Origin of the sequence: Congregibacter variabilis (assembly GCF_045689235.1) — a bacterium.
Taxonomy (GTDB): Bacteria; Pseudomonadota; Gammaproteobacteria; order Pseudomonadales; family Halieaceae; genus Congregibacter; species Congregibacter variabilis.
The window spans coordinates 2296464-2321090 of sequence record NZ_CP136864.1; the positions used below are offsets into that span (position 1 = coordinate 2296464).

Genomic DNA, 24627 nt, shown 5'->3' on the forward strand with positions numbered 1-24627 from the left:
CTCGCTTCACTTGATTTGCTCTAGCATGGAATCACCTGTGCCAGATTTTGGCCAGAGGCTAGTCACGCTTACAATGAACCTTTCAAGAATTATAGGGAAGAAACCGCTCGCTGCTAGAAAGATAGTTTCTTAGGTGCAGCGCGTCCGATCAGTGAAGCTTATTACTGCGCGGCCGCTCCTGGCCGACTGCCGCCGAATGGGAAGTGCCTTATGAAAGACCGCTTAACGGAGGTATGCTTCCGCTGAAGAGCGTCGCCAGTAAATCTGCACGCGTGAATCAGACTGGCTGCGTTGCGTTCTGGGCGAGAACCATCGATAGATCTGAGGGGTATTGGTGACGAACACAAATTACTTGGAATCTCGCGGCTCGCGTCGAGCCTTATCCAACTTGTTGCCTGCAACGATCACACTGATCGCACTCTCGATTAGCTCCGTCTCAGGCGCGCAATATCATGACAGCGTCGAGCGGCTGATCGTTCATGCGGGTCCAGAGATTCTGATAGACAAGGTGCGGGTAATAGACGGCACCGGCGCGCCGGCAATGGAGGCTGCGTCTCTGCTTCTGAAAGATGGGCTGATTGTGGGGGTCGGACCCTCCGGTACCCTTGCAAGCGAAACAGCCACGGTTATCGATGGCACCGGCAAGACAGTGCTTCCCGGCTATGTGATGCTGCATGAGCATCTTGTCTACCTGAATCCGACGGCACGACCGCAGGCCTACACCACGGAACATATCCCGATGCCGCCGCTGTACCTTGCCGCGGGATCGACGACGATCCGCACGGGCGGCACCTTCGACGGCGACGCTGATCTCAGGGCTAGGGCCCTGATCGAAGAGGGGCGCATTGCTGGTCCGGATCTTCACATCACGGCTCCGTTTATCGAGGGCCCTGGCAGTTTCTCCTATCAGATGCGCGAGATGACCGATCCCGAGGAGGCGCGGCAGTTCGTGCGTTACTGGGTGCGCGCCGGCGCGACGTCCTTCAAGGCCTACATGAACGTCTCCCTCGCAGTACTGGGTGCAGCGATCGACGAGGCTCACAAGCTAGGCGCGCAGGTCACGGGCCACCTCTGCTCCGTCAGCTTCCGCGAGGCTGCGGAGCTGGGCATCGACAACCTCGAGCATGGACTGATCGATGCGTCCGATCTCGCTGCCGACAAGACTGAAGACACTTGCCCAACTATGGACGCAGAGGAGCGGGTACGACTGATGGATGTCGCCAACCCCGCGGTACAGGACCTGATCGCAACGTTGGTTCAAGAAAACGTGACGGTCACCTCCACGCTGCCGGTTCTCGCCGCCGGCCTTCACCCCGCGATACCCACGCAGGGTGCTTTTGATCTTTTGAGCCCGCGCTCGAGGGACATCGCGCAAAAGCGATGGATCGCTTATCTTGGGCCCGAGCGCGCCGAGCAGGCGACCCTGTGGCGCGAGGAACTACGCCGTGAAATGGCCTTTGAAAAAGCATTTGTAGAAGCGGGTGGCAACCTCGTCATCGGTACGGACCCGACGGGCTGGGGTGGCACGATCCCGCCAAATTCGACTCACGCGGCGCTGATACTGCTCGTAGAAGCCGGTTTCACTCCCCTGGAAGCCATATCTCTCGCAACACTCAACGGTGCGCGATTCCTGGGAGTCGAAGATGAAGTGGGCAGTATCGAAGTCGGCAAGCGCGCGAATCTGATTCTGCTTGATGGCACGCCCGACAGGACCATCGCCGACGTACAACACGTCGAGCTCGTGTTCAAGGACGGCGTAGCCTTCGATGCGGACGCACTGATTGAGAGTGTTCGCGGAACCGTTGGTCGCTAGCCGTTTATCTCGGGCTCAGGCAGCGATCCTGGTGTCCGAATTTGGAGGCGATTAGTGTGAGCCAGGAATTTGCCGTAAGCAGCGCGGCAGCTGCCTCCCCCCGGCGGTGCGTGCTCCTCGGCTGAGAGCATGCGTCCGCGGCCCCGGCGCTGGGCGTCCGCTCCTGAGAAAGCGGCCGTTCAAACTCGATTGCGGGCGTCCATATCGCGTAATCTGGCTGTAATCTAAGGTCTGCTTTGAGGTGCGAATTCAACCGGTCGATGCAACACCTAGACATCTACGGATGTAGAGAACGACGTTGTTGCAGATGGAAGATGGGAAATTCGAGCCACTAGTAAAGAATCGCTTTTTCAACCTTAGATTGGGTCGAAAATCGAAAGAGGTCGATCAAGTGCAGTATGGACAGCAACAATGGTGAGACGTGCGGGTCTTTTTGCGTGTTGAAGCGGGAACAAATCCTGAGCCTCTGAAAAAAGGCAGAACGTGTTGTAATCTTGGCAGCAAATCCACAGGCCCTGGCGCACAAGGTGTGACTCTGGCAGTAGAATGACGGGGAATGGTCACTCTGATTCATCGATCGGTACATGCCCTGCGGGTCCACGATTGGCCAGCCGCCGTGATCGAGCTGGTTATTGTCGTACTTGGGATTTTTCTCGGTCTGCAGGCAGACTCTTGGAACGATAGGCGGCTGGCGCTTGCGACAGAGCGCGAGTACCTCAGTCGCCTGAGCGAGGAGGTTCAATCGAACCTCGAGATCTATCGGCAGCGCAGCGAGCGGAATCGCTGGCTAAGTGATACCGCCACCCAGTATTTCGATTATCTAAGCGGCGAGGGATCGCCGCGAGTAGAGGAAGCCACGCTGCTAGGTGTATTCTGCTCGCCGGGCTTTATTTTAGGGGCGGCCTATGACAATGGGGTATTGGACGAGATGATCTCGGCCGGCGTCCTGGCCAATCTCCAGAATGCGGCGCTACGCGCGTCCATAGCTGAGTATCGAGCTCGTCAGAGCATATGGCGCGACCTACTTGAGGACAGTTCCGACGACTACAAGAGCACATTTCGATTCATTGATCGATATCGTCAATGGAGGCCCGCTACAGAGGAAAGTGGTTTCGCCAACTGCGTAATCGACTTCAAATCCCTGGAATCTGATCCACGAGCCCTAACTATGGTAGCGAGCTACCAGCGCTATCGGTTCTGGTTCCAACTTAATACCCGCGCCATTGCTGAACACCTCGAGCGAATTGCCGACCTGCTACCTGTGGTCTTACCCAAAAGCTGAATGACCGCCTTGAGGTGCTAGCGGAAGTCGACACTATTGCCTCAGCTTGACACGGCCCTTGTCGATTCGATACACCTAGGGGCAGGAGGAAAGTCATGAGTATCTATAAAGTGTTGCAGGGTTGCGCGCTCGCCTTAGCAGTGTTTCTAGGATCGATCAGTTGGGCACAAGCGGGAGTTATCACTCTGAATGAGGGAGATACCTTTAGTCAGTACTTCTCTGCCGCATCAGTGCGAAGTGACATTGCTGGACTGGATGTATTTATCAGTGGAGTAACCCAATTTCTCCCGGGCTTCGGATCTGCAATTTTTACCAATGCCTTATTTGACGGCTCTACGGTGCTAGGCGAAACAACCTCGAGCGTTTATTTCAGCAGGGTGTTTAGTGCCGATGGCTCATTTGGAGGAGTCCGCGGCGGGGCAGTTGGTGATTTGAGTACCTTGGCTGGGATAAATGGCAGATATGATATTTCAGTAGTGACGGGCGGGTTATCGTTCGATACGAATAACGTAGACGTACGCTTTCTTCTTTCTGGTGGAGGTACGCTGTCACCGGGCGCCAGTGAAGGTGATTTCATCATTTCTCGCAATTCAGATGAGCCAACGGACGTACCCGCACCCGCAACCCTCGCCCTATTCGGCCTCGGCCTCGCTGGTCTTGGGTGGTCACGCCGCAAAAAAGCGTAAACAGAACTCTTGATATATAGCCCCGTGACGCGGGGCTTTTTTATTGTCTGCGATTTGTAGCAGCTAAGGTCTCTTCGTGGCCGAAAGCGGACCCTCGCCAATTCTGCATCGAACGACCTCTGAAGACCCATAGCGACACTTCGCTCTTGCAAAGCTCATTCTGCTCAAACTACCCTCAAGCGTTTACCCGTGCGGCGCACGTTTGCTAAGGAACTCTCAATATGGAAAGAGGCGGGATAGCAAGGCTACTCGTGGAAGTAGTAAGTGCATTGGTAGTTCTGCTGGGACTTGTGTTTGTTGGGCTAGAACTACGGCAGAACACCAACGCTGTTCAGGCTGCTACTTTCCAAGGTCTTACTGACGCCACAAACGATGCAGTGCTTCTCCTAGCGGGAGATGCCGAGCTTGCTCGAATTTTTTCAAAGGGAGTGGCTGACCCGACCAGCCTAGACGAAAACGAGTATGTTAGATTCACTTTATGGAATCGCACTTTTTGGGTTCGAATGCAAAATGCATATTCACAATGGCACCGCGGAACACTGACTGACGAGGATTGGAAACTCTATAAGTCCACCATCTGCTCTAACCCACACCACCAAAGTATGGAGTTAACCCTACACGAGCATGTGTTTGTCCTTAACGACGAGTTTCGACGCTACATCAAAAGTTGCTGGGCTGAAAAGTCAGTGCAGTAGCCGCTATGCGATTCAGGGGCTTGCGAACCCGTGGATGCCCTCTATTGGCCGATTACAGCCGTTGATTCCGCTTCATCAGGCCGTCGCCTAAGGTCTCCTTTGAGGTCAGACTGTGTGAAAACTCTTCGACGAGATATGATCTGACTTTCTCGCTGAAGAGTTGCTGCCATGAGTGGATTCATCGAGGGCGAAAGCCGATCACAGGCGACGCTGTTCCCTGAACGCATTGATGATTACATCGCAGAAGAGAACGCGGTTCGCGTTATCGACGTGTTCGTCAATGATTTAGATCTTTCCGGTTTGGGTTTCAAAACAGTGCCCGCAGTCACAGGTCGGCCCGCTTACCACCCGGCCATGATGTTGAAGCTCTATATCTACGGCTACCTCAATCGCATCCAGTCTTCCCGGCGATTGGAGCGTGAAGTCGGGCGTAATGTGGAGCTGATGTGGCTGACCGGCAGACTGACGCCGGACTTCAAAACCATTGCTGACTTTCGCAAGAATAACGGCGAAGCGATTCGTCTGGTGTGCCGGGAGTTCGTCATGCTGTGCCGCAAGCTCAATTTGTTTAGCGATGCCTTTGTGGCCATTGATGGCAGCAAGTTCAAAGCGGTGAACAACCGTAATCGCAACTTCAGCAAAGCCAAGATCAAGAAACGCCTGGAGCAGATCGATGACAGCATTGCCCGCTATCTGGGGCAGATCGCCAGCGCCGACCGGCGCGATAGTGAAGCAAGTCATACCAAGACCGATCGACTGGAACATAAAATCGCAGCCCTTAAAGAGGAGATTCAGGCACTAAAAAAGCTGGAGGTCCGGATGCTGGCAACACCGGACCAACAAATCTCCCTGACTGATCCCGACGCCCGGGTGATGTCCACCGCAGCGCGCAGCAAAGCGATTGTCGGCTACAACGTACAGGCCGCTGTCGACACCGAGCACCACTTGATCGTGGCGCACGAAGTGACGAACATCGGCCACGATCGCTCGCAACTGGCTAACATGGCAATCCAAGCCAAAGAAGCGCTCGACAGCGAAGACCTGTCAGTGCTGGCGGACCGTGGTTACTTTAGTGGGGCTGAGATACTGGCTTGTGCGAACGCGGGCATTACGGCCTACGTGCCCAAGACCCAAACCTCGAACAACCAGGCGAAAGGATTATTTGATCGAGCAGACTTTGTTTATCGGCCGGAAGATGACGAGTACGAATGCCCGGCGGGCCAACGATTGATCTATCGGTTCACGGATGACTCCACAGATAAAGCGATGCGTCGTTACTGGTCGTCAGCCTGTCCACAATGCGAGTTAAGACCAAAGTGCACGACGGGCAAGCAGCGCCGCATGGGTCGCTGGGAACATGAAGAAATATTAGAGGCCATGGAAGATCGGGTGGACCGACTGTCGAACTGCATGCGCATTCGCGGCAGCACAGTGGAACATCCCTTTGGCACGATCAAATCCTGGCTCGGGCCGACGCACTTCCAGATGAAGACGCTCAAACACGTCAGCACGGAGATGAGCCTGCATGTCCTGTCCTACAATCTCAAACGGATGTTGCAGATGTTTGGGGTTGTGCCGCTGATGGCAGCGATAAGAGGCTAAGCAGCCTCATTTTGCTTCTCGAAACCCATGATCTGAGGCCGCGTGTGCGCGATCCTGAGCGACGCACTTTGAAACCCCAATAATTGCCAAGGAAATCTACGATGCTGCAAGGGCTGCTCATTGAGTCGAGCGGATCTGCTGTGCGCAGTAAATCAGTGCGAGAAGTGGCGAAGCGAGTTTTGACACAGTCTGAGGTGTTAGCGGAAGTTACCAGCATGACCGCTTTCGCCTATTTTGAGACCTTAGCCGTACCCAAATTTGAGGCAATAAAAAGCCCACCGAAGTGGGCTAGTACAGCAGGAGTTTGGTTAAGCCTTGCGGCGCAGCCGCAGCCCTAGGAGGCCAAGGCCGAGAAGGGCCACAGTGGCGGGAGCCGGGACTCCAGTACCCCCGCCCGTGGCATCAATAATGCCGAGCTGAATATTGGGATCGCCTTGGTCTGCCGTAATTGTATTTGTGAAGGTTCCTTGGTTGCTGCTCCCGAACCCGCTCGTCACGAGGAAGTACTGCGTGTCCGCCAAAAGCGCCTGCGACGCGATTTGAGAAGCATTGCTACCAAAATCGTCGTCGCCAGCCAAAAGGTTAGTTAGCTGATCAAGCGGATCAAAATTACCCAAATACAAGTGAATGTAGCCGTCAAAGCTCTGAGCGCTGTCGATTGTGTATAGGCCCGATGTGTCAGTGAAAAAACCCGCCAGCGAGTAACGCACGGTATTACTGAGGGACGGCCCACTGTCAGTCGGCCGTTGCCAGATGGGGCCTCCTACGGTCGTATCGCTGTAAATGAGCGTGGCAAAGGAAGACGGTGCAATCAAGAGAGTCATTAAGGCAACAATTGAGATGCGTGCGGGAAGTGATTTCATATGCATTTACTCAGCTAAGCGCGTGAGGTAGCACCCACATGCAGGTTCGAGACCAACACTTGAAAAACTCAATAAATACAGTAAGTAACCAATATCTCAATAAGATTTATTTAACGTGTGTGTAAAAAAAACCGACAGGCTCGAGCTTAGCACTCTCCTCCGTTGGCTATACGGATTGCAGCTCCTGACCGACCGTTATGAGGTGAAAGCGGAAGTCCGCACCATGACCGCTTTTGCCTACCCGCGTTCCCCCCGACAGTTTCCGTATTTCTTCGGCATCTCCTAATTGTGATTCTCGGTCTATCATTGACGTAACTTCCCCAATCACTTTGAGAGCAACCAGATGGTTAAAAGGACTTTGGAAGAATGGGCCAGCGTTGGAGAGATCATAAGTGCCGTCGCAGTCGTGATTTCGCTTTTGTATGTTGGCTATCAGGTGAACCAAAATACCGATCAAATGCGTGCCGCAAATCGTCAGCAGCTCGTCAACCGATCATTGGACGCAACGAAGGGGTTTGCCATGAATCCCGAAGTTGCTCGGGTACTCACAAAAGTGGAGAACCAGGTCGAACTTAATCAAGAAGAGCAGACTCAGTTCAGTTATGTGATTCGCGGCGTTCTGTACGATGTGCAAGAGGCATTCCTGCTTCATGCCGAGGGTGGATTGGATGAAGGCTATTGGGGCACCCGCGCAAACCTTGTAAAGATATATCTTCAAACTCCAGTCGCAAGAAAACTTTATCTGTCAAATAGGGAACAAGGCGTTCTGCACCCCAGATTCACGGCTTGGCTGGATCAAGCACTTCCCCGTAATGAGGTGCTCTGAGACAACGCCAGGGGCGACTTCCGACGACTTTGCAAAATTGGATTTAATTCCAGCAATGTCCGCTTGCGAGCCACTACTCACACCATGGAGTGAAAAATTGTAGGCTTGTCGCGGCGCGAGTGAGCAGCTCATCAAGGCGTTCCAGGTGTTACATTGTTCTGGGAGTCAGGAGGACACAGGTCCATTTCATATGAGCGAAGCCGAATTTATCGAAGTAATCAATCTACACGCTACGAGTGCAATGAACGCATTCACGATCTACCTGTCGCTGACCTTTGCATTTCTGACCGCGATTTACCTTGTCGGCGCCAAGCTTTCCGCAGTGCAGTTAATTATGGTGGTGGGCCTGTATCTTGTTTGGTCGTCGTCTTTCGCTCTAGTCGCAATAGTTCATCTAATAGCGTTTGATTCCCTCTTTGAAGAACACCCAGCCTTTGCACGTACCCAGCTGTGGTATTTCCCCTGGGTAGAGTTTACCGCCGCGATAACGCTATCGGGAATCGCGGTGTGTGGTTACTTCGTGTTCGACATTCGGCGTGGACGGCTTAAGAAGGGCCTTAATGCACAGTAGCACCTCAGGAGCGTTTGCTTCTGGCCCGTTGCGAATCCAAATTGCGACGAAGCCAATCACAGCCTTTAGGTGTCAGGGGAAGTTACCAACACGAACGCTTACGCCTAAGAGCAGCTATCATATAAGCCGGCTTTTTTAACTTTATTGAGCGATGTTTTTATGAAACTCGGCGAATGGGCGGCTGTGGCCGAAATCATTGGGGGGGCAGCAATTATTGCTTCGCTTATCTTCGTTGGCGCCGAGGTGCGCCAGAATACCGCTGCCATAAGGTCAGCTACGGTGCAGGCGATAGCCGATCAATCTAATGCGAGTAACCTCGCTTTTGCCACTGATGAAAAACTCGCTGATCTGCTTTTTCTGACATTAAAGGATTCCGAGGCCCATAAAGATCCCAGCAAGATTACAGGAGGGGACAAAATCAGGCTGGAAATGATACTTCGGTCTACTCTTCGACGGGTAGAAAATATCTATCTTCATGTTGAAGGCGGAGTGCTTGAGCCAGAGGCGTTGGATCGAGTGGGCTATGGTTTTTATAGAACTGATTTTGCTAAAGATTATTGGCGCGCGGCTCGCGCTGGCTTTGATCAGGATTTTGCCAAGTTTATGGATGAGAAGGTTAACGAGTAGTCATCTGAACGGCGATAATATGACGGCTTCGCCTAATTTACCTTTGATGCGAGAAGAGAGTTAAGCTCGGCAACGAACTCGGGAGTAAACACGGTACCGGCCGCCACCTCACTCTCCCAAATCTTCCTTGGCAGCCCCACCTCAATCGATTCGGCGGCACGCGAGCGGATGCTGTGCCAAACGCCCTCTTCGAGTAACCCATTCCTGTACATGAAAAAAGAAGCCTCTGCTCGGCGCAAAAACGCGCGGAAGGTCAAAACAACCCTATACCGCTCGACATCAGACAAGTCGTCAGACACAGCGTCCGGCTGCTGGGCAATGATAAGTGACTCCAGCGTCTTGTCTGACAACTCGGCTGTCCATTCGCTGGAGTGGGCAAATGAGATTCTATTGTCGGCAGCAGCCGTGGCTCGCAACAGTGCAGAGTTCTCGCGTACCTCGATAACAAGAATCAACAGCGTAACCAGGATTGCTCCCGCAGAGACGATTTCCCCAAAAGCTGCGATATTTTGGATTTTCTGGCTCACTTGTACCCCTCTCACAGTGTTGTCTGACGACACAGTTTCTGCCAGCTGCGCGTAAATGAACAGGACAATCCGCCGCGGGACGGGTGTTCAATACAGTCGGAAAAAAGGCTTAGGCAATCAAAGAGGCTGTATTGCGGTCTCAATCTGAGCTATCAAATTCGTAAAAAGCAGGTCTAACTTCTCAAGGCTTTGCGTGTAGTTATGTGTGAGGCTCATTTTAAAGGCGAGCAGGCCCCGCGCTAAGTCTGAGTCAAGCGACGACCAGTCGGCCTCGCCTTTTTCAAGGACCGGCGCGCCACTCGCACTGGACAGAAAAGTGACGATCGGAAGATTTCTCGCGATAAAGGGGTCGAGGTCGTGTTGATGGAAAAACAGATACTCCGCGAAAGACCTGTCGACTGAATCAATCTGATAGCTAAGCTGAGACAACTCTCTGCGGATCGTCGGATCTGATATAAGAGCAAGGTTCCCTGAAGCTTCCAAATCGCGAAGGGCGCTAATTGTGGGGATGTATGTGTTTGTCGAATACACACCACGACGGATAATTTCACTCAGTCTTTGCTCTGCAATGCCTTTTGTGCCTTTGCTCAATAGCTCCTGAATATCCAAAATCTGGCGCTCTTTGTATTCCAGTGCGTCTCGGAGATCCTCTGATGAACTCTGAAAGTCACTCAGTCTTGCTGGCGCATTGCAAAGGCTAGTCGACGTATCATCATTGGGCCAGTATAACCACGCCAACCAGCCTTAGCTAAGAGCGGGGGTTCGTTGACTGAGACCCAGCGACGACCTTTTCGGTTATCCTGCGCCGAGCGAATTACACTGAGCTTCTAACAGCCATAACTCAGCGAGCATCCATGATTCTCCGCAGCCTGACAAAACACGTCACAGACCAAAACTGGTTTGCCGTAGCCTTAGACTTCGCCATCGTTGTATTTGGTGTTTATGTCGGCCTCCAGGTTCAGGAATGGAGTGATATGCGAGCGCTGGAAGCATCAGAAGCTCAGTATCTGGCTGAACTTCATGAAGAGATAACGCAAAACACAAAGCTCACCTCAAGCACAGTAGAGGGAATGAATGATGTGGTGTCTTCGGGTAAGCGAGCGCTCGAATTCCTGCAGTCAGACCGTCGTTGTGAAGAGGACTGCTGGCGTGTTCTGGTTGACTTATTTGTTGCATCTCAAGTCTTTCGACCAGCGGTGTCTACAACCGTATATGAAGAGATGCAACGGCTCGGTTTTCCCAGGTCAATGTCGGTGAGGTCTGCCGTTGATGACTACTATGTTTTGAACGCCACCGCATATCTGGGTGTGGACAGTTCACCTAAGTACCGTGTGAGCTTTCGTGAACTTATTACGGTCGAGGCCCATGAACAACTTTGGAGTCAGTGCCACAAGCTCGATGGTTATCTGGAGTATTTGATTGCCGATTGTCCACCAGGCATGTCGACGCAAAGCACAAGGGTGATGCTAGACCGCATTCGCAGCAGACCTGAAGTATTGGACCAGTTGCGTTATTGGATAGGCATGCATTCGCTATGGATTCCAGTTTTTAACGACATGTTGATTCAGGCTAAACACGCAACAAGCGCCATTGAAGCAGAGCAGGCGGGCAACTGATCCATGCTCCATGGAGGCAAGGTTACGCGACTAGTAGCAATGACTACCTTCAGATACCTCACGGCAAAGCCAGCCAACACTTAGAGGCGTTTTGAAGCGTCTCTTACAGCAAATGGCTTTGTGATGACTACGAGCACCCTGATTGCGCTCGGCCTAGACGCGTGCTGCAGACCTAATAAGGCTCCACTAATAAAAACAGTGAATCTTCAGAGACCGTTTGCGTGCCGTAAACTCTGGTGCCGCGCGGTTGCTGGGCGGCAGGCCCCAAGAGCTGTATCCATTCGCCAGGCTGGGCAAGCAGGGTCGAGCTGTAACTTTGCGCGCGATCACTCGCCTTGCGCGACACATCCACACGCACTTCGATGCTGCCGTCGCCCTTGATGATGGGCGCCAAGGCGACGGAATCCGCATCTCTTGGGAGCTCCTGTACCTGAGTCCAAAAAAATCCCCCGCTCGCCTGCAGTTGATAATCTCTGCCACTGGCCTTTGCAAAACTCACGCGACTGCCGGACATCACCGTCAGACTTAAATTTCCGGCGTCTCGAGTGCTGATCTGCCCACTCACCGGTGGCTGGGCTGCCAAAGTCAGACGCAAGTTCTGTGACCAGGTCAATGCCGGCGCGCATAGGCACATTGTCAGCATGAGCGCGCAGACTCGCCTGAACTGGGATACGACAAGACGCTGTTGCGATTGGCTACTGGTGTTAAACATGGGCATTCGTCTACTCAGGCATTGTGGGCGGGTCATCTTCTTCGCGGGCAAGCTCACTGACTACCGGCACCTCCTCAAGCATCAATTCTAGTGCCTGAGCGTGAGAGTTTTCTTCATCGGCAAAATCCTTTGCGGTGCTAATGACCTCTGCGTCTTTGCTGTTAAGCGCGTAATCACGATAGAACTGCTCTGCTGCGCGTTCGTTCGCCAGCGCCAACGTCATAGCATCGTGCAGACTCATACGGTAATGCAGAGCCTCATAACTGGTAGTTTCAGGGGGCTCCGCACCCGGCCAGTTAAATTCCCAGGCCTTAATTTGAGGAAGCTCAGCCCCCTCACAAAGTAAACTAACTTCAGCTAGGTGACTCCCCGCCTCGTCTGACATGCGGTGAAAAAACCTGGCTACCTCGTCATTGCGGTGAGCCTCCATTGACTCTGCTATTTCCAGATACCGCTCCTGGGACTCCTGTTCCAACTCCGTGGAATAGGCAAGGAAGGTCAAAAACTCGTCTGTCATCATCGCTGAAATTCCGCAGCCAGATCGTCAAGTACGAGCTTAGCATCCTCTGCTGGTGGCGTATCTGGCGGCCATAGCGGGCGCGGCTCGCGATAGAGCAGCCCCGTCTTAAAGCCATCCTCAGACAAAAACAGGGCCGCTGCCTCATCCGCACGACTCAGGGGTTCTTCCTCAAAGTCAGTCACAATCGCTTTCCAGTCAGTTTGCTCAGGACAAAAAGTAATGCACTGGGACAAGACATGTAAAAAGCTAAAACCGGGAAAAGCCAGCGCCTGGGCCAGTAGCCGGGCAATTTGATTGGGGTTGCCTGAGTAGCCCCGCGCTATCCAGGGTGCACCCGAGGCCAGAGCCATAGCCGCTGGCTTAAAGGGACGCACCCCCGGTCCATGCGGCGTGAGCTTGCTACCGGTCCAATCCTGAGGACTTGTCGGTGACGCCTGACCCTTGGTCATGCCGTAGACCTCATTGTCCATGGCAATGTAGGTGATATTTACGTTTCGTCGACAGGCATGCATAAAGTGGTTTCCACCAATAGAAAAGCCGTCGCCATCTCCTCCAAGAGCGATCACCGCAAGATCAGGCCGCGCTACTTTGAGCCCCTGAGCGACAGCCAGGCCCCGGCCATGTACACCATGAAAACCATAGCTGTCGATGTACGCGGGCAGACGCGAAGAGCAACCGATTCCCGACACAAGCACGGTGTCATCTTTGGCAAGACCACAGGCAGCAGCGGCTTTAGTGATGGCATTGAGCACCGAGAAATGGCCACAGCCAGGACACCAGATAGGCTTAATGCCGGATTTGTAGTCCCGTGGTTTTATCGCCAGCGGTTCATTCATCGTTCAGAGCCTCACTGACTGCTGTCACAATAGCCGCCGGAGACAGAGGCACAGGGCCCGGTGTCGCGACTCCATAAAACTTGCCCGAAAACTCGAGATACCCCCGCAGATAATGCAGCAGCTGCGCTGAGTGATTCTGCTCGATGACAATGATTCGGCTACATCCGTCCAATGCGTTCATAAGCTGCTCCACCGGCAAGGGTGCCAGCAGGCGGAGAGCTATCACACGACAATCCATGCCCGCTGACAGTAACTTATCGTAAGCGGTGACCAAGGCCGCCGCGGCGGAACCAAAACACATCAGGGCCACAGGGCCCGTGCCATAGGTCTCCCCCCAGTTATCACCGGGCTCCAGCGCAGCCAGCTTGCGAGCGCGCTTATCCAGCTGTTGTTGGTGATCCCGAGCGCCGGCGCTGGGGGTGCCGCGCTCATTATGCTCAAGGCCGTCGGCCGTAAAGCGCTTGTCGTAATCTCCAGGGATGGACTGAGATGACAGTCCGTCATCGGCTATCGCATAGCGCAGATAGTTGTTTGTTTGCGTAGCAGACGCTTCGGCAACCGCTGCCTTAGGCCCCGGCGGCGGGTCAATGATAGCGGTGGACTGACCAAGAAACTGATCGGACAGAACAATTGCCGCAGTCTGCAGTCGCTGGGCAAGCTGCACTGACCAGGCACAGGTAAACACGCAGTCCGAAATAGACAAAGGCGCCAGCACAAGATGTGGCGCATCACCGTGCAGCCCAAAAAGCGCAATGTTCAAATCACTCTGCTCAGACTTTGTAGGAATCCCGGTAGAGGGCCCACCTCGCATCACATCCAGTATGGTTACCGGGGTCTCGCTGGCCACCGCCAAACCGATACTCTCGCTCATCAAAGCAAGACCGGGGCCCGAGGTCGCCGTAAAAGCGGGTACCCCACCGTAGGCGGCGCCCAGAGCCATATTAATAGCGGCCAACTCATCTTCAGCCTGCACCAGCGTCCCACCTAGTCGCTCCAGGGGCGCTGCCAAATATTCCAGTACATCGGACGCCGGGGTGATTGGGTAAGCCGCGACAAAACGCACTCCACCGACTAACGCGCCGTAGGCAGCCGCCTGATTTCCGCTGACATACCAACCCTTCTTTGCATTGACAGCAGGAAGCGACAAAGCGAGGTCTGGCGCGCCATGAACTCCCACATCAATACAGGCCAAAGCGGCTTCTCGGTAATCCTCGACTTTATCGGCAAGTTTATGGATAGCCAGGGCCCGCAGTGTGGCAACGGGAATACCCAGCAAGGCGCCCAAAACACCCAAGGCGACCATATTCACTCTGCCTTCTGGATGTGCGCTCTTGGCCAGCTCTTGAAAGGGGAGTGCAACAATCTTTGGCTTTAGCGCAAGCACCGAATCTGGCATGTTGGCCGGGGTTTCACAGAGCACGATGCTGTCTGGCTGAAGACGGATCTCGTCACCAAAGCGATTGAAATTGTCCCAGTCAAATGCGAGCAGCAAATTATGCGTCGAAGCCGCGGTATAGCGCTGATGCGAGGTCAACGTGATTAAAGCCGCCGCTTCGCCACCACGGATCTGCGGGCCAAATGCTTTTCTGAGCAGCCCTCTTCCGCCTTCTTCTGCCCAGGCTTGCAACAGCAACTCACCCACTGACATCACGCCGGCACCGCCAGAGCCGGTTATCGCCAGAGAAAACTCGTCCAGGAGCATAGCCTTATCCAATCATTGGAATTCTTCAGGATACTCACTGACAACTACGTGAACAGGCGATCACACGGCTATATGGCGTTTTCTTGAGCTAGCTCAAGAAACGAAGCTACCTGTAAAAGGTACTACTTAGCTTTTGTCTTTGGTCGGGCCGTTTTCTTGGGCCGAGCCTTTGTCCGAGGCGCCTTTTTTGCAACTGTACGGCGCTTGGCCCCAGCACGCTTTTTAGTCGCTGGCGGCTTATCGTCGACAAGTGTCAGCAGTTCTGCCAGTGATTCTTCAATACAGTCCATAAAGAATTCGATGTCCGGCAGTAGCTCCCGCGTCGAAATAACATTGAAACTCATCTGACCGTCGTAACTGGGCGTGCCTATAAACAAACCCATACCGTCTGCGAGTGGGGCTAAACCCACGCTGCGAACCATTCTGGCGCCGTTCATGTACATAGGAATCTGAGGTCCCGGTACATTGGAAATAAACAGGTTACACATTTTGGCCGCCGCACCGCTGCGCAGTAGCAGGCGACTTGCCAACACCTGAGTCGCCGCTGGCACATGTCGGGTGACATCCGTCATGAGACGCGCCGAGATACCCGAGCGCGCTTCTTTGCTGGCCCGGGTGGACTGCTGAATTCGCTGTAAGCGCTTAAGAGGGTCAGGCTCGTCGGTAAAGATCGGCGTGGTCATGGCCGAAATATTATTGCCCGGTAAATCGCTGCCATCGCTGCCGCGTGGACGGGCATTGATGGGCACCCAGGCGATGATTGATTCATCTGGCAATTCGCCGTGATGAGACAAGTACCGACGCAGGCCGCCGGCACAGATCGCCAGCACCACATCATTGATCGTCACCCCGGACTGGAGTTGGCGAATACGCTTGAGATCATCCAGTGGCACTACTCTGGCATCGAACATCTTGTGCGGCGATAAATCAACGTTAAAACGGGTGGGTGGCACTGGATGCTTGTCTTCATCGCGCTTTGCTACGGAGTCCTGTGCCGCCTGCACCAAACTCGGCGCGGCGCGCATTACGGTTTCGGCAATGCGTAGCGGCGAGCGCAAATTGTTTTTGAAAGCGCGAGAAATAAGCGCTGGCATCGCAGGAATCTCCCCGGACCCAACGACCACCTCCTCCAGTGGCACCAATGGCGTTCCTAAATTGTCACCATCGGCCATACTCGCAAAAAACTTCATTAACGATGCGCCGTCGACGGCTGCATGATGGATTTTTGTGGCAATGGCGTAGCAACCTTTGGGGAGACCCTCTACATGATCCAGGCCTTCCACAACGAAGATCTCCCAAGGCGGGCGATTCATGTCCAAAGGCCGGCTGTGATAGCGCGCCATATGAATACAAAACTGCCGCCAATCCCCGGGCTCAGGCAAGCGGCCATGCTGCATGTGGTATTCAAGATCGAAGTACTCGTCCTCGACCCAATAGGGGTAATCGATTTCTAACGGAAGCCGTAGCAAACGGCGAAAGAACACTGGGTTATAGGCCAGTCGTTCGCGCACATGGGCAATAATGTCGGTGAACCGAACCGTCTGACCACCGGGCACCGTCGACGGATCGTAAATCGCGACGCTAGTGACGTGGGTGAGATTGTGCTCGGTCTCTGCATAGAGAAACTGTGCATCCTGTGGGCTCAACTGGTGCATGCATCTAGACCTTGTATGTTTGAACGAGTATCAGGGCAGCGCTGCCGCGCGAACACGCTCAATACGTCGTTGTAATTCACGGAAGTTCTGCGCCAGCTGCAAGCGACGCTCCGCCAGATCGTCGCCTTCACCGGCCGCCAAATCAAGATTATCTACCAGCCGGTAGGCATTACTAAACAGCAGCTTGCCAATGGATGCCTCGGAACTGATACGTCTTTGCAAATAAGCCTGGCGACCATAAGCGAGGGACTTCTGTACACAGTCTTTCTCGCTCAGCGGGTCACCAAGCGGCTGTCTTGCGACCACGTCAGCGACCACGCGATAAGCCTCAACAAAAGGCAGTAACACGGCGTGGGCCATACGCGGCTGCAGCCGCGAGAAAATTGCTGACGGTGCCCCAGGCTCGTCAATGGCTGCCTCCCAGGCCGGCTGATATCGAGACAGTTCATCGCTGACATCACGGCGAAATTCCTCTTTAGGCGCGTAAAAGAATTCGAACTTAAAGTAATCCCGAAGACGCTCCGCCTCTTCCCAAAAGGCATCACTGCCGGTTTGCTCAAGCTGCGCCATATTTACTAGCACCAACTCGATGATGGATTTATTAAGGAAATAATGAATCACCATATTGCGGTAATAGCTCGCCACACCGTGCTGCTCAGCGGCAATGGTGTAGACCTGCTCGGGGCCATCGTCGTAACGCGTGAGCAAGCCGCTGGCAATCATCTTGCCTGTGAGATCAGACACCTGCGCGGGATCCTGTTCATCCAGATCCCGGGTCAAGGTAATGCCCCGCTTGCGCGCCCAATCCGTGAGCGCCACAACCTCAGAACGCAACTCATCGGTGGTCAGCGCTCGGGGGGCTGAGCCCAAAAGCACCATGCTGATAACCGACGGGAGAGTAATGGGAGAAACTTTGTTAACGGCCACCCCAACGGCAAAGGCGACGCGCTGTAACTCTCGGGGATCCTCCGGAGATGGCGCCTTGGGAAGCACCACCGGCTCCCCAAAATTGAAGTAGATCTTGCCCATAGGCTGACGCAAACCGCGCAAGTAGCCAATAAACCAACTCAGGCTCTCCGGGCGTTTGGTGGCCCCACCTTCCATGGCGGCGTAATCCTTGACGTCTCCGATCATGTCATAGCTGATGGAGATAGGGATGATATGTAAGTTCTCGGCGCCGGTGGCATGCGCCGAATCCATCACGTACTTGAGCAATCCATAGCGCGGTGGCATTAACTTACCGACTCGCGAGCGAGTACCCTCAAACGCCCAGGACAGTGGGAATCTCTTCTCCATCAAATAGCCGATGTACTGACGGAGCACAGCTTTATAAAGTAAATCATCCTGAAAGCTTCGGCGAATAAAAATTGCCCCGGCACGCTTGGCGACAAAACCCAGGCCCGCAAAGGCCATGTTCACACCACCGAGAATATGCGGCGCCGGAAAATCGTTGTCGGCGCACATCGCGTTAACAGCAAAACCATCGACATGAGTCTTGTGCGTCCAAAGAAGCGCCGTGGGGTACTCCCGGGACCATTGCCTGACCCGCTGGAGGCCCTCCTGGTCGATGACAACGTCGGCGTCGTAGCCCAGGCGCATGACCCAGTGATTGAGCTGCGCCATCACATCGAGCCAAAACGGCTGAGGCCGGGCAATGAGCTCACGCATAATCTCCTCAGACTCGTGCATGAGGTCATCCATGCCGCGACCGGTCTCTGTCGACACCAACTCCACCGCCGAGCGGAACTTGGCACTGGCCAAGAGGTTATTCGCAACGCGACGAGGCACCTTATAGCGGCTGCCCTGCAAGCGACGCTCGGCCACATCCAAAGCAAGCCCGGCTTGCCCTGCGACAAAGGAGGCCAGGGTATCGGTATCTACATCAGCACCCTGGAGTTGCTGCAGGCGATCACGCAATTGATCAATGGTCGCCGGCTCTCCCGCGATACAGACCACCCGCTCGGGGTGCTGGCGCAGGATACGTCGAGAACGGGATGGGCCCGGTCGTCTGGGGTTACCAAATAGCAGGTCCCGAGGCCGTGGCCGCGTGCTCTTTTCCTGCAGGGAGGTTCGCCACACCACACGCAAAGGAAACACCAATGTGTCCCCGGGTAAATCAAGCAGTGGCACCAAAGCCGTGGTCGCAGGGTTTTCACGATCCCGCACGATGGGCAACACACACTCATGCACTTCAGCGCCAATGCCATACTCGGCAATGGAGTCGCGCAAAAACTGCTCGATGTGTTTTTGCTCCACGCCATGGGCAACGTCAAGTACCGCGATTACACGCTCGCTTGCTTTCAATTTCTGCCAGGGCTGGCTTGTCATAGGTAGGCCCTTTTATCCGCGGGATGCGCGGCTGGTTTTTTATTATGCATTGTGTCGAACAATCCGAAACTGATCATACCAGTCAAGAGACTGTCGCGGGACGGCAACTATGCATCCCTAAACTGGTCTATGTTGTACAGAGCACGTACCAACTCAAATACTCTCAAGAGGTAACACGCGACCGTGGATGATCCAAGGCATGAGCGCCGGCGCATGGGCCGAACGATGCAGGTCTTTGCCTGGCTGTCGATCATGGCGCTGCTAACCATGTATTTCAGCGACGCACTCGATCGACAGCGTAACCCCAATCGCAGCGTTAACACGGCAGTGACTGCCGAGGGCGTACGCGAGGTAGAGCTGCGGCGAAACCGCATGGGGCACTACCTCAGTACCGGCACGATAAACGGAGAAGAAGTGGTTTTTTTACTGGACACGGGTGCTACCGGCGTTGCCATACCTGCAGCGCTGGCCGAACGCCTTTCGCTGCCCCGGGGACGAGCAATACGCACGAATACGGCCAATGGAAGCACGCGCAGCTATTTGACGCGTCTTGAGGAAGTAGCGGTGGGCGATATCCGGCTACAGAACGTTGAAGCCTCGATCACGCCGGGCCTGCAGATGCGCGAGGTGTTGCTGGGGATGAGCTTTCTCAAGCACATTGAATTTACGCAGCGCGGCAATACCCTGACGCTTCGGCAATATCCCGAGGCTTAGAAAAGCGTGATCGCGGGCTCGAGGGATCGTCTCTAGTTGCTTCGATCTCGAATTGGCGGCTCAACCCCACTTCACTCGAGCTGCTCGCGCATCTCCATCAGCGCCAGAGCATTAAACAGCGCGCTCGACGGACGCTCGAGCAAAGCGGCGCCGAGCCGCCATCCGCCGTCTGCGAGAGCCCCGCCGTCAGTGCTGCCAGCTTGGGAGGCTTTCAAAACCGGGCGCCAGAGAAACCTCCAGCGCGTTGTCCGTAGGCACAAACGACTGCCCGACCATTTCGTCGTAGGCGCTACGCTGAATCAACACCATGTCCACGCCACGCAAACCGGCCAGCGCAGACTTCATATCCAGAAGGTTACGCGTTTTTAGAGGCTTGCCGTCGGGAGCAACGATCAATACTCGCTGGCCACTCACGTCCGCATGCGCGATATACAAACTTAAGTCCACGGATTCCACGACAATCCGGTCAAGCTGCTTAGACCGCAGTTCCTTAAGCGTTGCCTTCATAAAACCACCCTATACCTGTCGTGTAGTGCGACAGTGTGCCGCGATTGAGCTCAGAATTCGTCGATAAATTCGCAAAAAACAGCCCGTGATCTGCGACCATACTGACAAAATATGGACGCAGAGCTCTCGGCTCAAGTCCTCGCGCAAAAATTCCTGCACCATTACGCCTAGGAAAAAAGTCAGAACTTCATGCTCATCGATCGACACAAAACACGATTCAGCTGCAACGGCGAAGTCCTTGAGGCAGCGCCCCGCTGCCCCGGCGTCTACCGCTTTTATAGTGAAGATGACGCACTGCTGTACATAGGCAAAAGCATTGATATAGGCACACGGCTGAACAGTCACTTTGCAGACGCTCGGGAACCGGGACGTCAGCAGCGCATGATGTCGGCAGTAGATCGGGTGGACTGTCAGTTAACCGCAGGGGAAGTGGGCGCATTGCTCATTGAAAACGCGGCGATTAAAGCCGAGGCGCCTCTTTATAACCGGCGCCAACGTCGGAGCCGTAAGCTATGGACCCAGCGCCTGCAGGAAGATCTCGAAGGCTTCCTGCAGGTCGTACCCAGCGACTTCTGCCCAGCGGGGGAGCGTATCGAATCGGTGTTTGGCCTGTTCCGCTCGCGGCGGCACATCGATGACTCGCTGCGAGGCCTCGCTCGGGAGCAGGGGCTGTGCTTACGCATGCTTGGTGCCGAGCGGGGTAAAGGCCCCTGCTTTGCGCATCAGATAGGACGCTGCGGCGGCGCCTGCGCCGGCAAGGAGAGCCCCCAAGAGCATAATTCGCGACTGCTCGCAGCGCTTGAACAACAACGTATCGCCGCCTGGCCTTTTTCCGGCCCCATATTGCTGGTGGAAGAAAGAAGAACCCGCAGCAAATCCGTAGACCAGGAACTGGCTCTGCAGCCCAAACGACAGTTTCACTTACTCCATCACTGGTCTTACCTGGGAACTTACGAACGACGGGATCGTGCCCGTCAGGCCGCCAAACGTGACTGCGATCTGATTTTTGATAGAGATACCTATCGCATCGCCGTCCGATCTTTGCGCGCAAGCGCCGGACACCTGCTGGATGGCCGCAGCGGCGACAAGATCGAGAACCCCTTTGCCATATCTTTAGAAGCCATAAACACAGGCCAGTCAAACGCCCAGAAGTCGGTCGCGAATGGCCGGGCAGCCTCCATCGCGTGAACTCCCTGGTTTGGCTAAAGAGGGATCTGCGCCTACGGGATCACGAGCCGCTGTGTGCTGGGCTAAACGCGGGCTCTCCGGTCATTCTGCTGTACTGCTTCGAGCCTGAGCTATTATCGGATCCGCATTACACAGATAGACACTGGCGCTTTGTGTGGGAATCGCTACAGGATCTGCGAGACTCGCTTGGCCCGCGGGCAAGCGCTTTACATGTCTGTCTGGGCGACCCACGGGAGATTTTTACCAAGCTGCTCAACGACGGGCAGCTGCAGCGTGTGTTTTCCTATGAAGAGACCGGCCTGGCTAAAACCTTTGCCCGGGATCGCGATATCAAGGCAATGCTAAGTCACCACCAGATACCCTGGCAGGAGTTCGCCTGCAACGGCGTGCAACGAGGCCGCCGCAATCGCAAAGGCTGGAACCGGGATTGGGGACGTCAGATGAACCGACCCTGTGCAAATACAGATCTTTCGGCGCTGCGCGTAGACGCGCAAAGCGCACAGAGCCTCGCTCCTTTTTATCTGCAGGACGTGCCGCAAAGCTGGCAATGCGCCGACCAAAACTTTCAAAAAGGAGGAGAGAGCCAGGCCCAGGCTACGTTGGATGACTTTCTGCAAAGACGCATCTCCGGCTACGCCCGAAACATCTCGAAACCCCTGGCCAGCCGCGAAAGCTGTTCTCGCCTGTCGCCTTATCTGGCCTGGGGGAATCTCAGTATTCGACAGGTATATCAAGCCTTGGGCGCGGCGCAGAGCCGTGGCGGACCCAGTCGCGCACTTCAAGCCTTTGAGTCGCGTTTGCACTGGCATTGTCATTTCATTCAAAAGTTTGAAATGGAGTGCCGCATGGAGCACGAAGATATCAACCGTGGATATTTGGCCCATCCACGACCACGGTGCGACGAGCGCATCAAAGCATGGGCAGAAGGCAACACCGGCTATCCACTAATCGACGCAAGCATGCGCTGTCTGGTGGCTACGGGTTACGTCAACTTTCGCTCCCGAGCCATGCTTGTGAGTTTTCTGACCCACCACCTGTGGCAGGACTGGCGCGCTGGCGCCGCGCATCTTGCAGGACTATTTTTGGATTTTGAACCGGGTATTCACTTTGCCCAGCTACAGATGCAGGCCGGAGTCACCGGCATCAACACCATCCGAATCTATAACCCGGTAAAACAGTCACAAGAACACGACCCCGACGGCTCATTTATTCGACAGTGGGTGCCAGAGCTTGCAGAGGTTCCGGCCCCAATGATTCATCGACCCTGGGACCTCAGTCCTATGGAACAGATAATCTATGGACTGGATAGCAAACCCTACAACCCACCGATTGTGGATGTTAGTGACACCTATCGCAGCGCCCGAGACAAGCTCTGGGCCTTAAAGGACGACGCTATTGTCCGCCAGGAAAGAAAACGCATCCTCTCGCGGCACATCGAGAAACGCTACCAAAGCGCTACATAGCGGCCAACACAGCAATAGCAGCGGCCACCATTCCTATAAACAAGGCGATCGTATAACTGAGCAGTAAGGCCAGGGATTTACCGATGGCAGCACCCCAGCTGCTCCCATAGCATCGGTGTAGTGCCAGGGGCAGGTAAACAATCAGTAAAATCGAAAACAGGCCGTCAACGTTCCAGCTGACGGCCTCTACGGCAGAGGATATGAGAAAAAGCAGATAAACAAAGGTGTGGTAGTGCAGCGCAAATACAAGGTGCTGTAGATAGTGATAGGGCGAGAAAAAGTAGACCAGCTTTAACAACAGAGCAAACAGGGGCAGCATCACGAACATGACCTGCGGTAGATGATCCAGTAAATCATCAACATAATCCCGGGGGTCTTCCTTGACTCGCTGCGCATTGGCTTCCATGCGTTTTTCCAGTGCCTGCACCCAAGCCGGCCCATCCTCCATGAGATTAATGGTGACTTTATCCTTGTCTGACGCTGCTGACGCATCGCTGCCGGCCACTCCCTCGGTGGACGCATCTACATCCACGTCGACGCCCAGAGTCACCACCGACTCAGTGGATTCCTCGTCCCATTCGCCAGAGACAACCGCATCTCCGGCCGTCAGAGAGATCATTAGAAACATAAGGAAGGAAACTACGATGTATAGGCGAAACGGCGGCATATAGCGCATGCGTCGACCCGCATTGAACTCGGCGCTCAAAAAGCCGGGGCGGAACAATAAGGGAAACAGCGTCCGCCACACGCGGGAATCCCAGGTAAACACATCGCCCAGGATATCGGTCGCCGCCTCTGCGAAGTGAAGATCGCCGCGACCCTCACGTTGACCGCAGCTGCGGCAGTACTGCCCATCGATGAGCGCATCACAGTTACGACAGTGTGTTGTGGACGCCTCCACGCTGAACGACTCCCCGACTGAATTTGAGTAGCCGCCAGTCTAACAGTGGCAGTAGATCAAAACTTAGTAAGCACCCCGGGCGAAGAGAACGGCGGGCACCGTTGCGAAAAGCAAGCGAATATCCATCCATAAAGAACGCTCATGAATGTAGCGAATATCGAGCTGAACCTGCTCATCAAAAGGAATATCACTGCGGCCGCTAACTTGCCAGATGCAGGTGATGCCTGGCTTGACCGAGAGTCGCAGACGATCCATCGCCGTGTACTGCGCAACCTCAGCCGGGACCGGAGGACGCGGACCGACCAGCGACATCTCGCCAATCCATACATTCCATAGCTGGGGCAGCTCATCGATGGAAGCTTTACGGATAAAGCGGCCAATCCGGGTGATTCTCGGGTCCCGCTTCATTTTAAATGTCATGCCGCCATGCATTTCGTTGTGCGCCTGCAAGTCTGATTTGCGCGCCTCCGCATCTATATACATTGAGCGGAACTTCCAGCACTTAAAGGGACGTCCACGCCGGCCGATACGCGTTTGAGAAAACAGCACCGGGCCAGCAGACTCGAGCTTTACCGCGAGCGCAGTGAATAACAGCAAAGGAAAAAGCAGCAGCAGCGCCAGCGAACTCACCGCCAGATCTATGCTGCGTTTAATCAAAGGATACACACCGTCGTGGGCATCACGAAGCCAGCCTGTGTAGCTGCTGGCCAAAAGTTGTGTGCCCGCGGTAATTGCTTCGCCAGGTCGGATAAGCGCGGTCATGTCAGTTACTCCAGATAAGTCGTATTACGTTCTATACAACTCATAGGGCAACCACCGTGCCATGTGCTAAATAAATTTTAAGCCATTGTTTTATATAATTATTTTTTTACAGGACCCACGCACAGCTCAAGCACGCACTCGCAAAGTTGCATAAGCAGTTGCATTTTGCGATGCACAACAAAAATATTGCGTCGGGATGTCATACCAGGAGCAGCAAAACAGCAGCCAATA

Annotated in this window: 25 protein-coding genes; 12 read left to right on the top strand and 13 right to left on the bottom strand. The window is 54.5% G+C overall.

Features of this window, described 5'->3' with window-relative positions; genetic code table 11:
* Positions 1 to 334 precede the first annotated feature (334 nt).
* From R0135_RS10130 to R0135_RS10150, 5 genes are all read left to right on the top strand, one after another.
* Complete coding sequence (locus R0135_RS10130) at positions 335 to 1813, top strand: amidohydrolase family protein (RefSeq protein ID WP_407346718.1); 1479 nt, start codon at positions 335 to 337, stop codon at positions 1811 to 1813.
* A 556-nt stretch (positions 1814 to 2369) separates the two neighbouring features.
* On the top strand, positions 2370 to 3095 hold the full coding sequence (locus R0135_RS10135) for a hypothetical protein (RefSeq protein ID WP_407346719.1): 726 nt from the start codon (positions 2370 to 2372) through the stop codon (positions 3093 to 3095).
* A 95-nt stretch (positions 3096 to 3190) separates the two neighbouring features.
* The gene (locus R0135_RS10140; protein WP_407346720.1) at positions 3191 to 3781 is read left to right on the top strand and encodes a PEP-CTERM sorting domain-containing protein; all 591 of its coding nucleotides are present in this window, start codon (positions 3191 to 3193) and stop codon (positions 3779 to 3781) included.
* 221 nt (positions 3782 to 4002) lie between these two features.
* On the top strand, positions 4003 to 4476 hold the full coding sequence (locus tag R0135_RS10145) for a hypothetical protein (RefSeq protein ID WP_407346722.1): 474 nt from the start codon (positions 4003 to 4005) through the stop codon (positions 4474 to 4476).
* Positions 4477 to 4644: 168 nt separating this feature from the next.
* Positions 4645 to 6078, top strand: a complete 1434-nt coding sequence (locus R0135_RS10150) for an IS1182 family transposase (RefSeq protein ID WP_407346712.1) — start codon at positions 4645 to 4647, stop codon at positions 6076 to 6078.
* A gap of 308 nt (positions 6079 to 6386) precedes the next feature.
* On the opposite strand, the gene R0135_RS10155 is transcribed toward R0135_RS10150, so the two are convergent.
* Entirely contained in the window at positions 6387 to 6941 is a 555-nt protein-coding gene (locus R0135_RS10155) for a PEP-CTERM sorting domain-containing protein (protein WP_407346723.1), read from the bottom strand.
* 343 nt (positions 6942 to 7284) lie between these two features.
* On the opposite strand from R0135_RS10155, the gene R0135_RS10160 reads away from it, so the two are divergent.
* From R0135_RS10160 to R0135_RS10170, 3 genes are all read left to right on the top strand, one after another.
* Positions 7285 to 7767 carry a hypothetical protein gene (locus R0135_RS10160; protein ID WP_407346724.1) on the top strand — a complete coding sequence of 161 codons (483 nt, stop codon included), beginning with the start codon at positions 7285 to 7287 and terminating at the stop codon, positions 7765 to 7767.
* A 190-nt stretch (positions 7768 to 7957) separates the two neighbouring features.
* Positions 7958 to 8338, top strand: coding sequence for a hypothetical protein (locus R0135_RS10165; RefSeq protein ID WP_407346725.1), 381 nt, complete (start codon positions 7958 to 7960; stop codon positions 8336 to 8338).
* Positions 8339 to 8497: 159 nt separating this feature from the next.
* Positions 8498 to 8965 (top strand): hypothetical protein, encoded by a 468-nt coding sequence (locus R0135_RS10170; protein WP_407346726.1) that lies wholly within the window; start codon positions 8498 to 8500, stop codon positions 8963 to 8965.
* A 32-nt stretch (positions 8966 to 8997) separates the two neighbouring features.
* Here R0135_RS10170 and R0135_RS10175 read toward each other — a convergent pair whose 3' ends face one another.
* Complete coding sequence (locus R0135_RS10175) at positions 8998 to 9492, bottom strand: hypothetical protein (protein ID WP_407346727.1); 495 nt, start codon at positions 9490 to 9492, stop codon at positions 8998 to 9000.
* Positions 9493 to 9609: 117 nt separating this feature from the next.
* Positions 9610 to 10101 carry a hypothetical protein gene (locus R0135_RS10180; RefSeq protein WP_407346728.1) on the bottom strand — a complete coding sequence of 164 codons (492 nt, stop codon included), beginning with the start codon at positions 10099 to 10101 and terminating at the stop codon, positions 9610 to 9612.
* A 245-nt stretch (positions 10102 to 10346) separates the two neighbouring features.
* Here R0135_RS10180 and R0135_RS10185 point away from each other — a divergent pair, with 245 nt between their 5' ends.
* A complete protein-coding gene (locus R0135_RS10185; protein ID WP_407346730.1) occupies positions 10347 to 11108 on the top strand; it encodes a hypothetical protein in 762 nt (253 codons plus the stop codon).
* A gap of 172 nt (positions 11109 to 11280) precedes the next feature.
* Here R0135_RS10185 and R0135_RS10190 read toward each other — a convergent pair whose 3' ends face one another.
* The 6 genes from R0135_RS10190 to R0135_RS10215 all read right to left on the bottom strand — a co-directional run bounded on the left by R0135_RS10190 (position 11281) and on the right by R0135_RS10215 (position 18861).
* Positions 11281 to 11826: a hypothetical protein gene (locus tag R0135_RS10190; RefSeq protein WP_407346731.1), complete on the bottom strand. Its 546-nt coding sequence runs from the start codon at positions 11824 to 11826 to the stop codon at positions 11281 to 11283.
* A 4-nt stretch (positions 11827 to 11830) separates the two neighbouring features.
* Positions 11831 to 12340 carry a ferritin-like domain-containing protein gene (locus R0135_RS10195; protein ID WP_407346732.1) on the bottom strand — a complete coding sequence of 170 codons (510 nt, stop codon included), beginning with the start codon at positions 12338 to 12340 and terminating at the stop codon, positions 11831 to 11833.
* Positions 12337 to 13176, bottom strand: coding sequence for a 2-oxoacid:ferredoxin oxidoreductase subunit beta (locus R0135_RS10200; RefSeq protein ID WP_407346733.1), 840 nt, complete (start codon positions 13174 to 13176; stop codon positions 12337 to 12339). Before R0135_RS10200 ends, R0135_RS10195 begins: the two co-directional genes overlap by 4 nt.
* Entirely contained in the window at positions 13169 to 14890 is a 1722-nt protein-coding gene (locus R0135_RS10205; protein WP_407346734.1) for a 2-oxoacid:acceptor oxidoreductase subunit alpha, read from the bottom strand. Before R0135_RS10205 ends, R0135_RS10200 begins: the two co-directional genes overlap by 8 nt.
* A 110-nt stretch (positions 14891 to 15000) precedes the next feature.
* Complete coding sequence (locus R0135_RS10210; protein WP_407346735.1) at positions 15001 to 16533, bottom strand: wax ester/triacylglycerol synthase family O-acyltransferase; 1533 nt, start codon at positions 16531 to 16533, stop codon at positions 15001 to 15003.
* 30 nt (positions 16534 to 16563) lie between these two features.
* Entirely contained in the window at positions 16564 to 18861 is a 2298-nt protein-coding gene (locus R0135_RS10215) for a glycerol-3-phosphate 1-O-acyltransferase (RefSeq protein ID WP_407346736.1), read from the bottom strand.
* Between the two features lie 183 nt (positions 18862 to 19044).
* Between R0135_RS10215 and R0135_RS10220 the strand changes: the two genes are divergently transcribed.
* Positions 19045 to 19575 (top strand): TIGR02281 family clan AA aspartic protease, encoded by a 531-nt coding sequence (locus R0135_RS10220; protein WP_407346737.1) that lies wholly within the window; start codon positions 19045 to 19047, stop codon positions 19573 to 19575.
* Between the two features lie 71 nt (positions 19576 to 19646).
* Here the strand turns inward: R0135_RS10220 and R0135_RS10225 are convergent, their stop codons facing one another.
* On the bottom strand, positions 19647 to 19790 hold the full coding sequence (locus R0135_RS10225) for a hypothetical protein (RefSeq protein ID WP_407346738.1): 144 nt from the start codon (positions 19788 to 19790) through the stop codon (positions 19647 to 19649).
* The gene (locus R0135_RS10230) at positions 19762 to 20082 is read right to left on the bottom strand and encodes a DUF6482 family protein (RefSeq protein ID WP_407346739.1); all 321 of its coding nucleotides are present in this window, start codon (positions 20080 to 20082) and stop codon (positions 19762 to 19764) included. The genes R0135_RS10225 and R0135_RS10230 overlap by 29 nt, the downstream gene beginning before the upstream one ends.
* A 189-nt stretch (positions 20083 to 20271) precedes the next feature.
* On the opposite strand from R0135_RS10230, the gene R0135_RS10235 reads away from it, so the two are divergent.
* Complete coding sequence (locus R0135_RS10235; RefSeq protein ID WP_407346740.1) at positions 20272 to 21270, top strand: GIY-YIG nuclease family protein; 999 nt, start codon at positions 20272 to 20274, stop codon at positions 21268 to 21270.
* Positions 21267 to 22733, top strand: a complete 1467-nt coding sequence (locus R0135_RS10240) for an FAD-binding domain-containing protein (RefSeq protein WP_407346741.1) — start codon at positions 21267 to 21269, stop codon at positions 22731 to 22733. The genes R0135_RS10235 and R0135_RS10240 overlap by 4 nt, the downstream gene beginning before the upstream one ends.
* Here the strand turns inward: R0135_RS10240 and R0135_RS10245 are convergent.
* Positions 22726 to 23634, bottom strand: coding sequence for a DUF3667 domain-containing protein (locus tag R0135_RS10245; RefSeq protein ID WP_407346742.1), 909 nt, complete (start codon positions 23632 to 23634; stop codon positions 22726 to 22728). The genes R0135_RS10240 and R0135_RS10245 overlap by 8 nt on opposite strands.
* 63 nt (positions 23635 to 23697) lie before the next feature.
* On the bottom strand, positions 23698 to 24396 hold the full coding sequence (locus tag R0135_RS10250) for a sugar transferase (RefSeq protein ID WP_407346743.1): 699 nt from the start codon (positions 24394 to 24396) through the stop codon (positions 23698 to 23700).
* Positions 24397 to 24627 lie beyond the last annotated feature (231 nt).

Excerpts from the sequence above, each read along its gene's own strand:
- R0135_RS10145 (WP_407346722.1), top strand. The coding sequence starts at position 4,003 with ATGGAAAGAGGCGGGATAGCAAGGCTACTCGTGGAAGTAGTAAGTGCA.
- R0135_RS10250 (WP_407346743.1), bottom strand. The coding sequence starts at position 24,396 with ATGACCGCGCTTATCCGACCTGGCGAAGCAATTACCGCGGGCACACAA.
- R0135_RS10150 (WP_407346712.1), top strand. The coding sequence starts at position 4,645 with ATGAGTGGATTCATCGAGGGCGAAAGCCGATCACAGGCGACGCTGTTC.
- R0135_RS10135 (WP_407346719.1), top strand. The coding sequence starts at position 2,370 with ATGGTCACTCTGATTCATCGATCGGTACATGCCCTGCGGGTCCACGAT.
- R0135_RS10170 (WP_407346726.1), top strand. The coding sequence starts at position 8,498 with ATGAAACTCGGCGAATGGGCGGCTGTGGCCGAAATCATTGGGGGGGCA.
- R0135_RS10185 (WP_407346730.1), top strand. The coding sequence starts at position 10,347 with ATGATTCTCCGCAGCCTGACAAAACACGTCACAGACCAAAACTGGTTT.
- R0135_RS10160 (WP_407346724.1), top strand. The coding sequence starts at position 7,285 with ATGGTTAAAAGGACTTTGGAAGAATGGGCCAGCGTTGGAGAGATCATA.
- R0135_RS10235 (WP_407346740.1), top strand. The coding sequence starts at position 20,272 with ATGCTCATCGATCGACACAAAACACGATTCAGCTGCAACGGCGAAGTC.
- R0135_RS10210 (WP_407346735.1), bottom strand. The coding sequence starts at position 16,533 with ATGCACCAGTTGAGCCCACAGGATGCACAGTTTCTCTATGCAGAGACC.
- R0135_RS10195 (WP_407346732.1), bottom strand. The coding sequence starts at position 12,340 with ATGATGACAGACGAGTTTTTGACCTTCCTTGCCTATTCCACGGAGTTG.
- R0135_RS10200 (WP_407346733.1), bottom strand. The coding sequence starts at position 13,176 with ATGAATGAACCGCTGGCGATAAAACCACGGGACTACAAATCCGGCATT.
- R0135_RS10190 (WP_407346731.1), bottom strand. The coding sequence starts at position 11,826 with ATGCCCATGTTTAACACCAGTAGCCAATCGCAACAGCGTCTTGTCGTA.
- R0135_RS10140 (WP_407346720.1), top strand. The coding sequence starts at position 3,191 with ATGAGTATCTATAAAGTGTTGCAGGGTTGCGCGCTCGCCTTAGCAGTG.
- R0135_RS10155 (WP_407346723.1), bottom strand. The coding sequence starts at position 6,941 with ATGAAATCACTTCCCGCACGCATCTCAATTGTTGCCTTAATGACTCTC.
- R0135_RS10165 (WP_407346725.1), top strand. The coding sequence starts at position 7,958 with ATGAGCGAAGCCGAATTTATCGAAGTAATCAATCTACACGCTACGAGT.
- R0135_RS10215 (WP_407346736.1), bottom strand. The coding sequence starts at position 18,861 with ATGACAAGCCAGCCCTGGCAGAAATTGAAAGCAAGCGAGCGTGTAATC.
- R0135_RS10230 (WP_407346739.1), bottom strand. The coding sequence starts at position 20,082 with ATGAAGGCAACGCTTAAGGAACTGCGGTCTAAGCAGCTTGACCGGATT.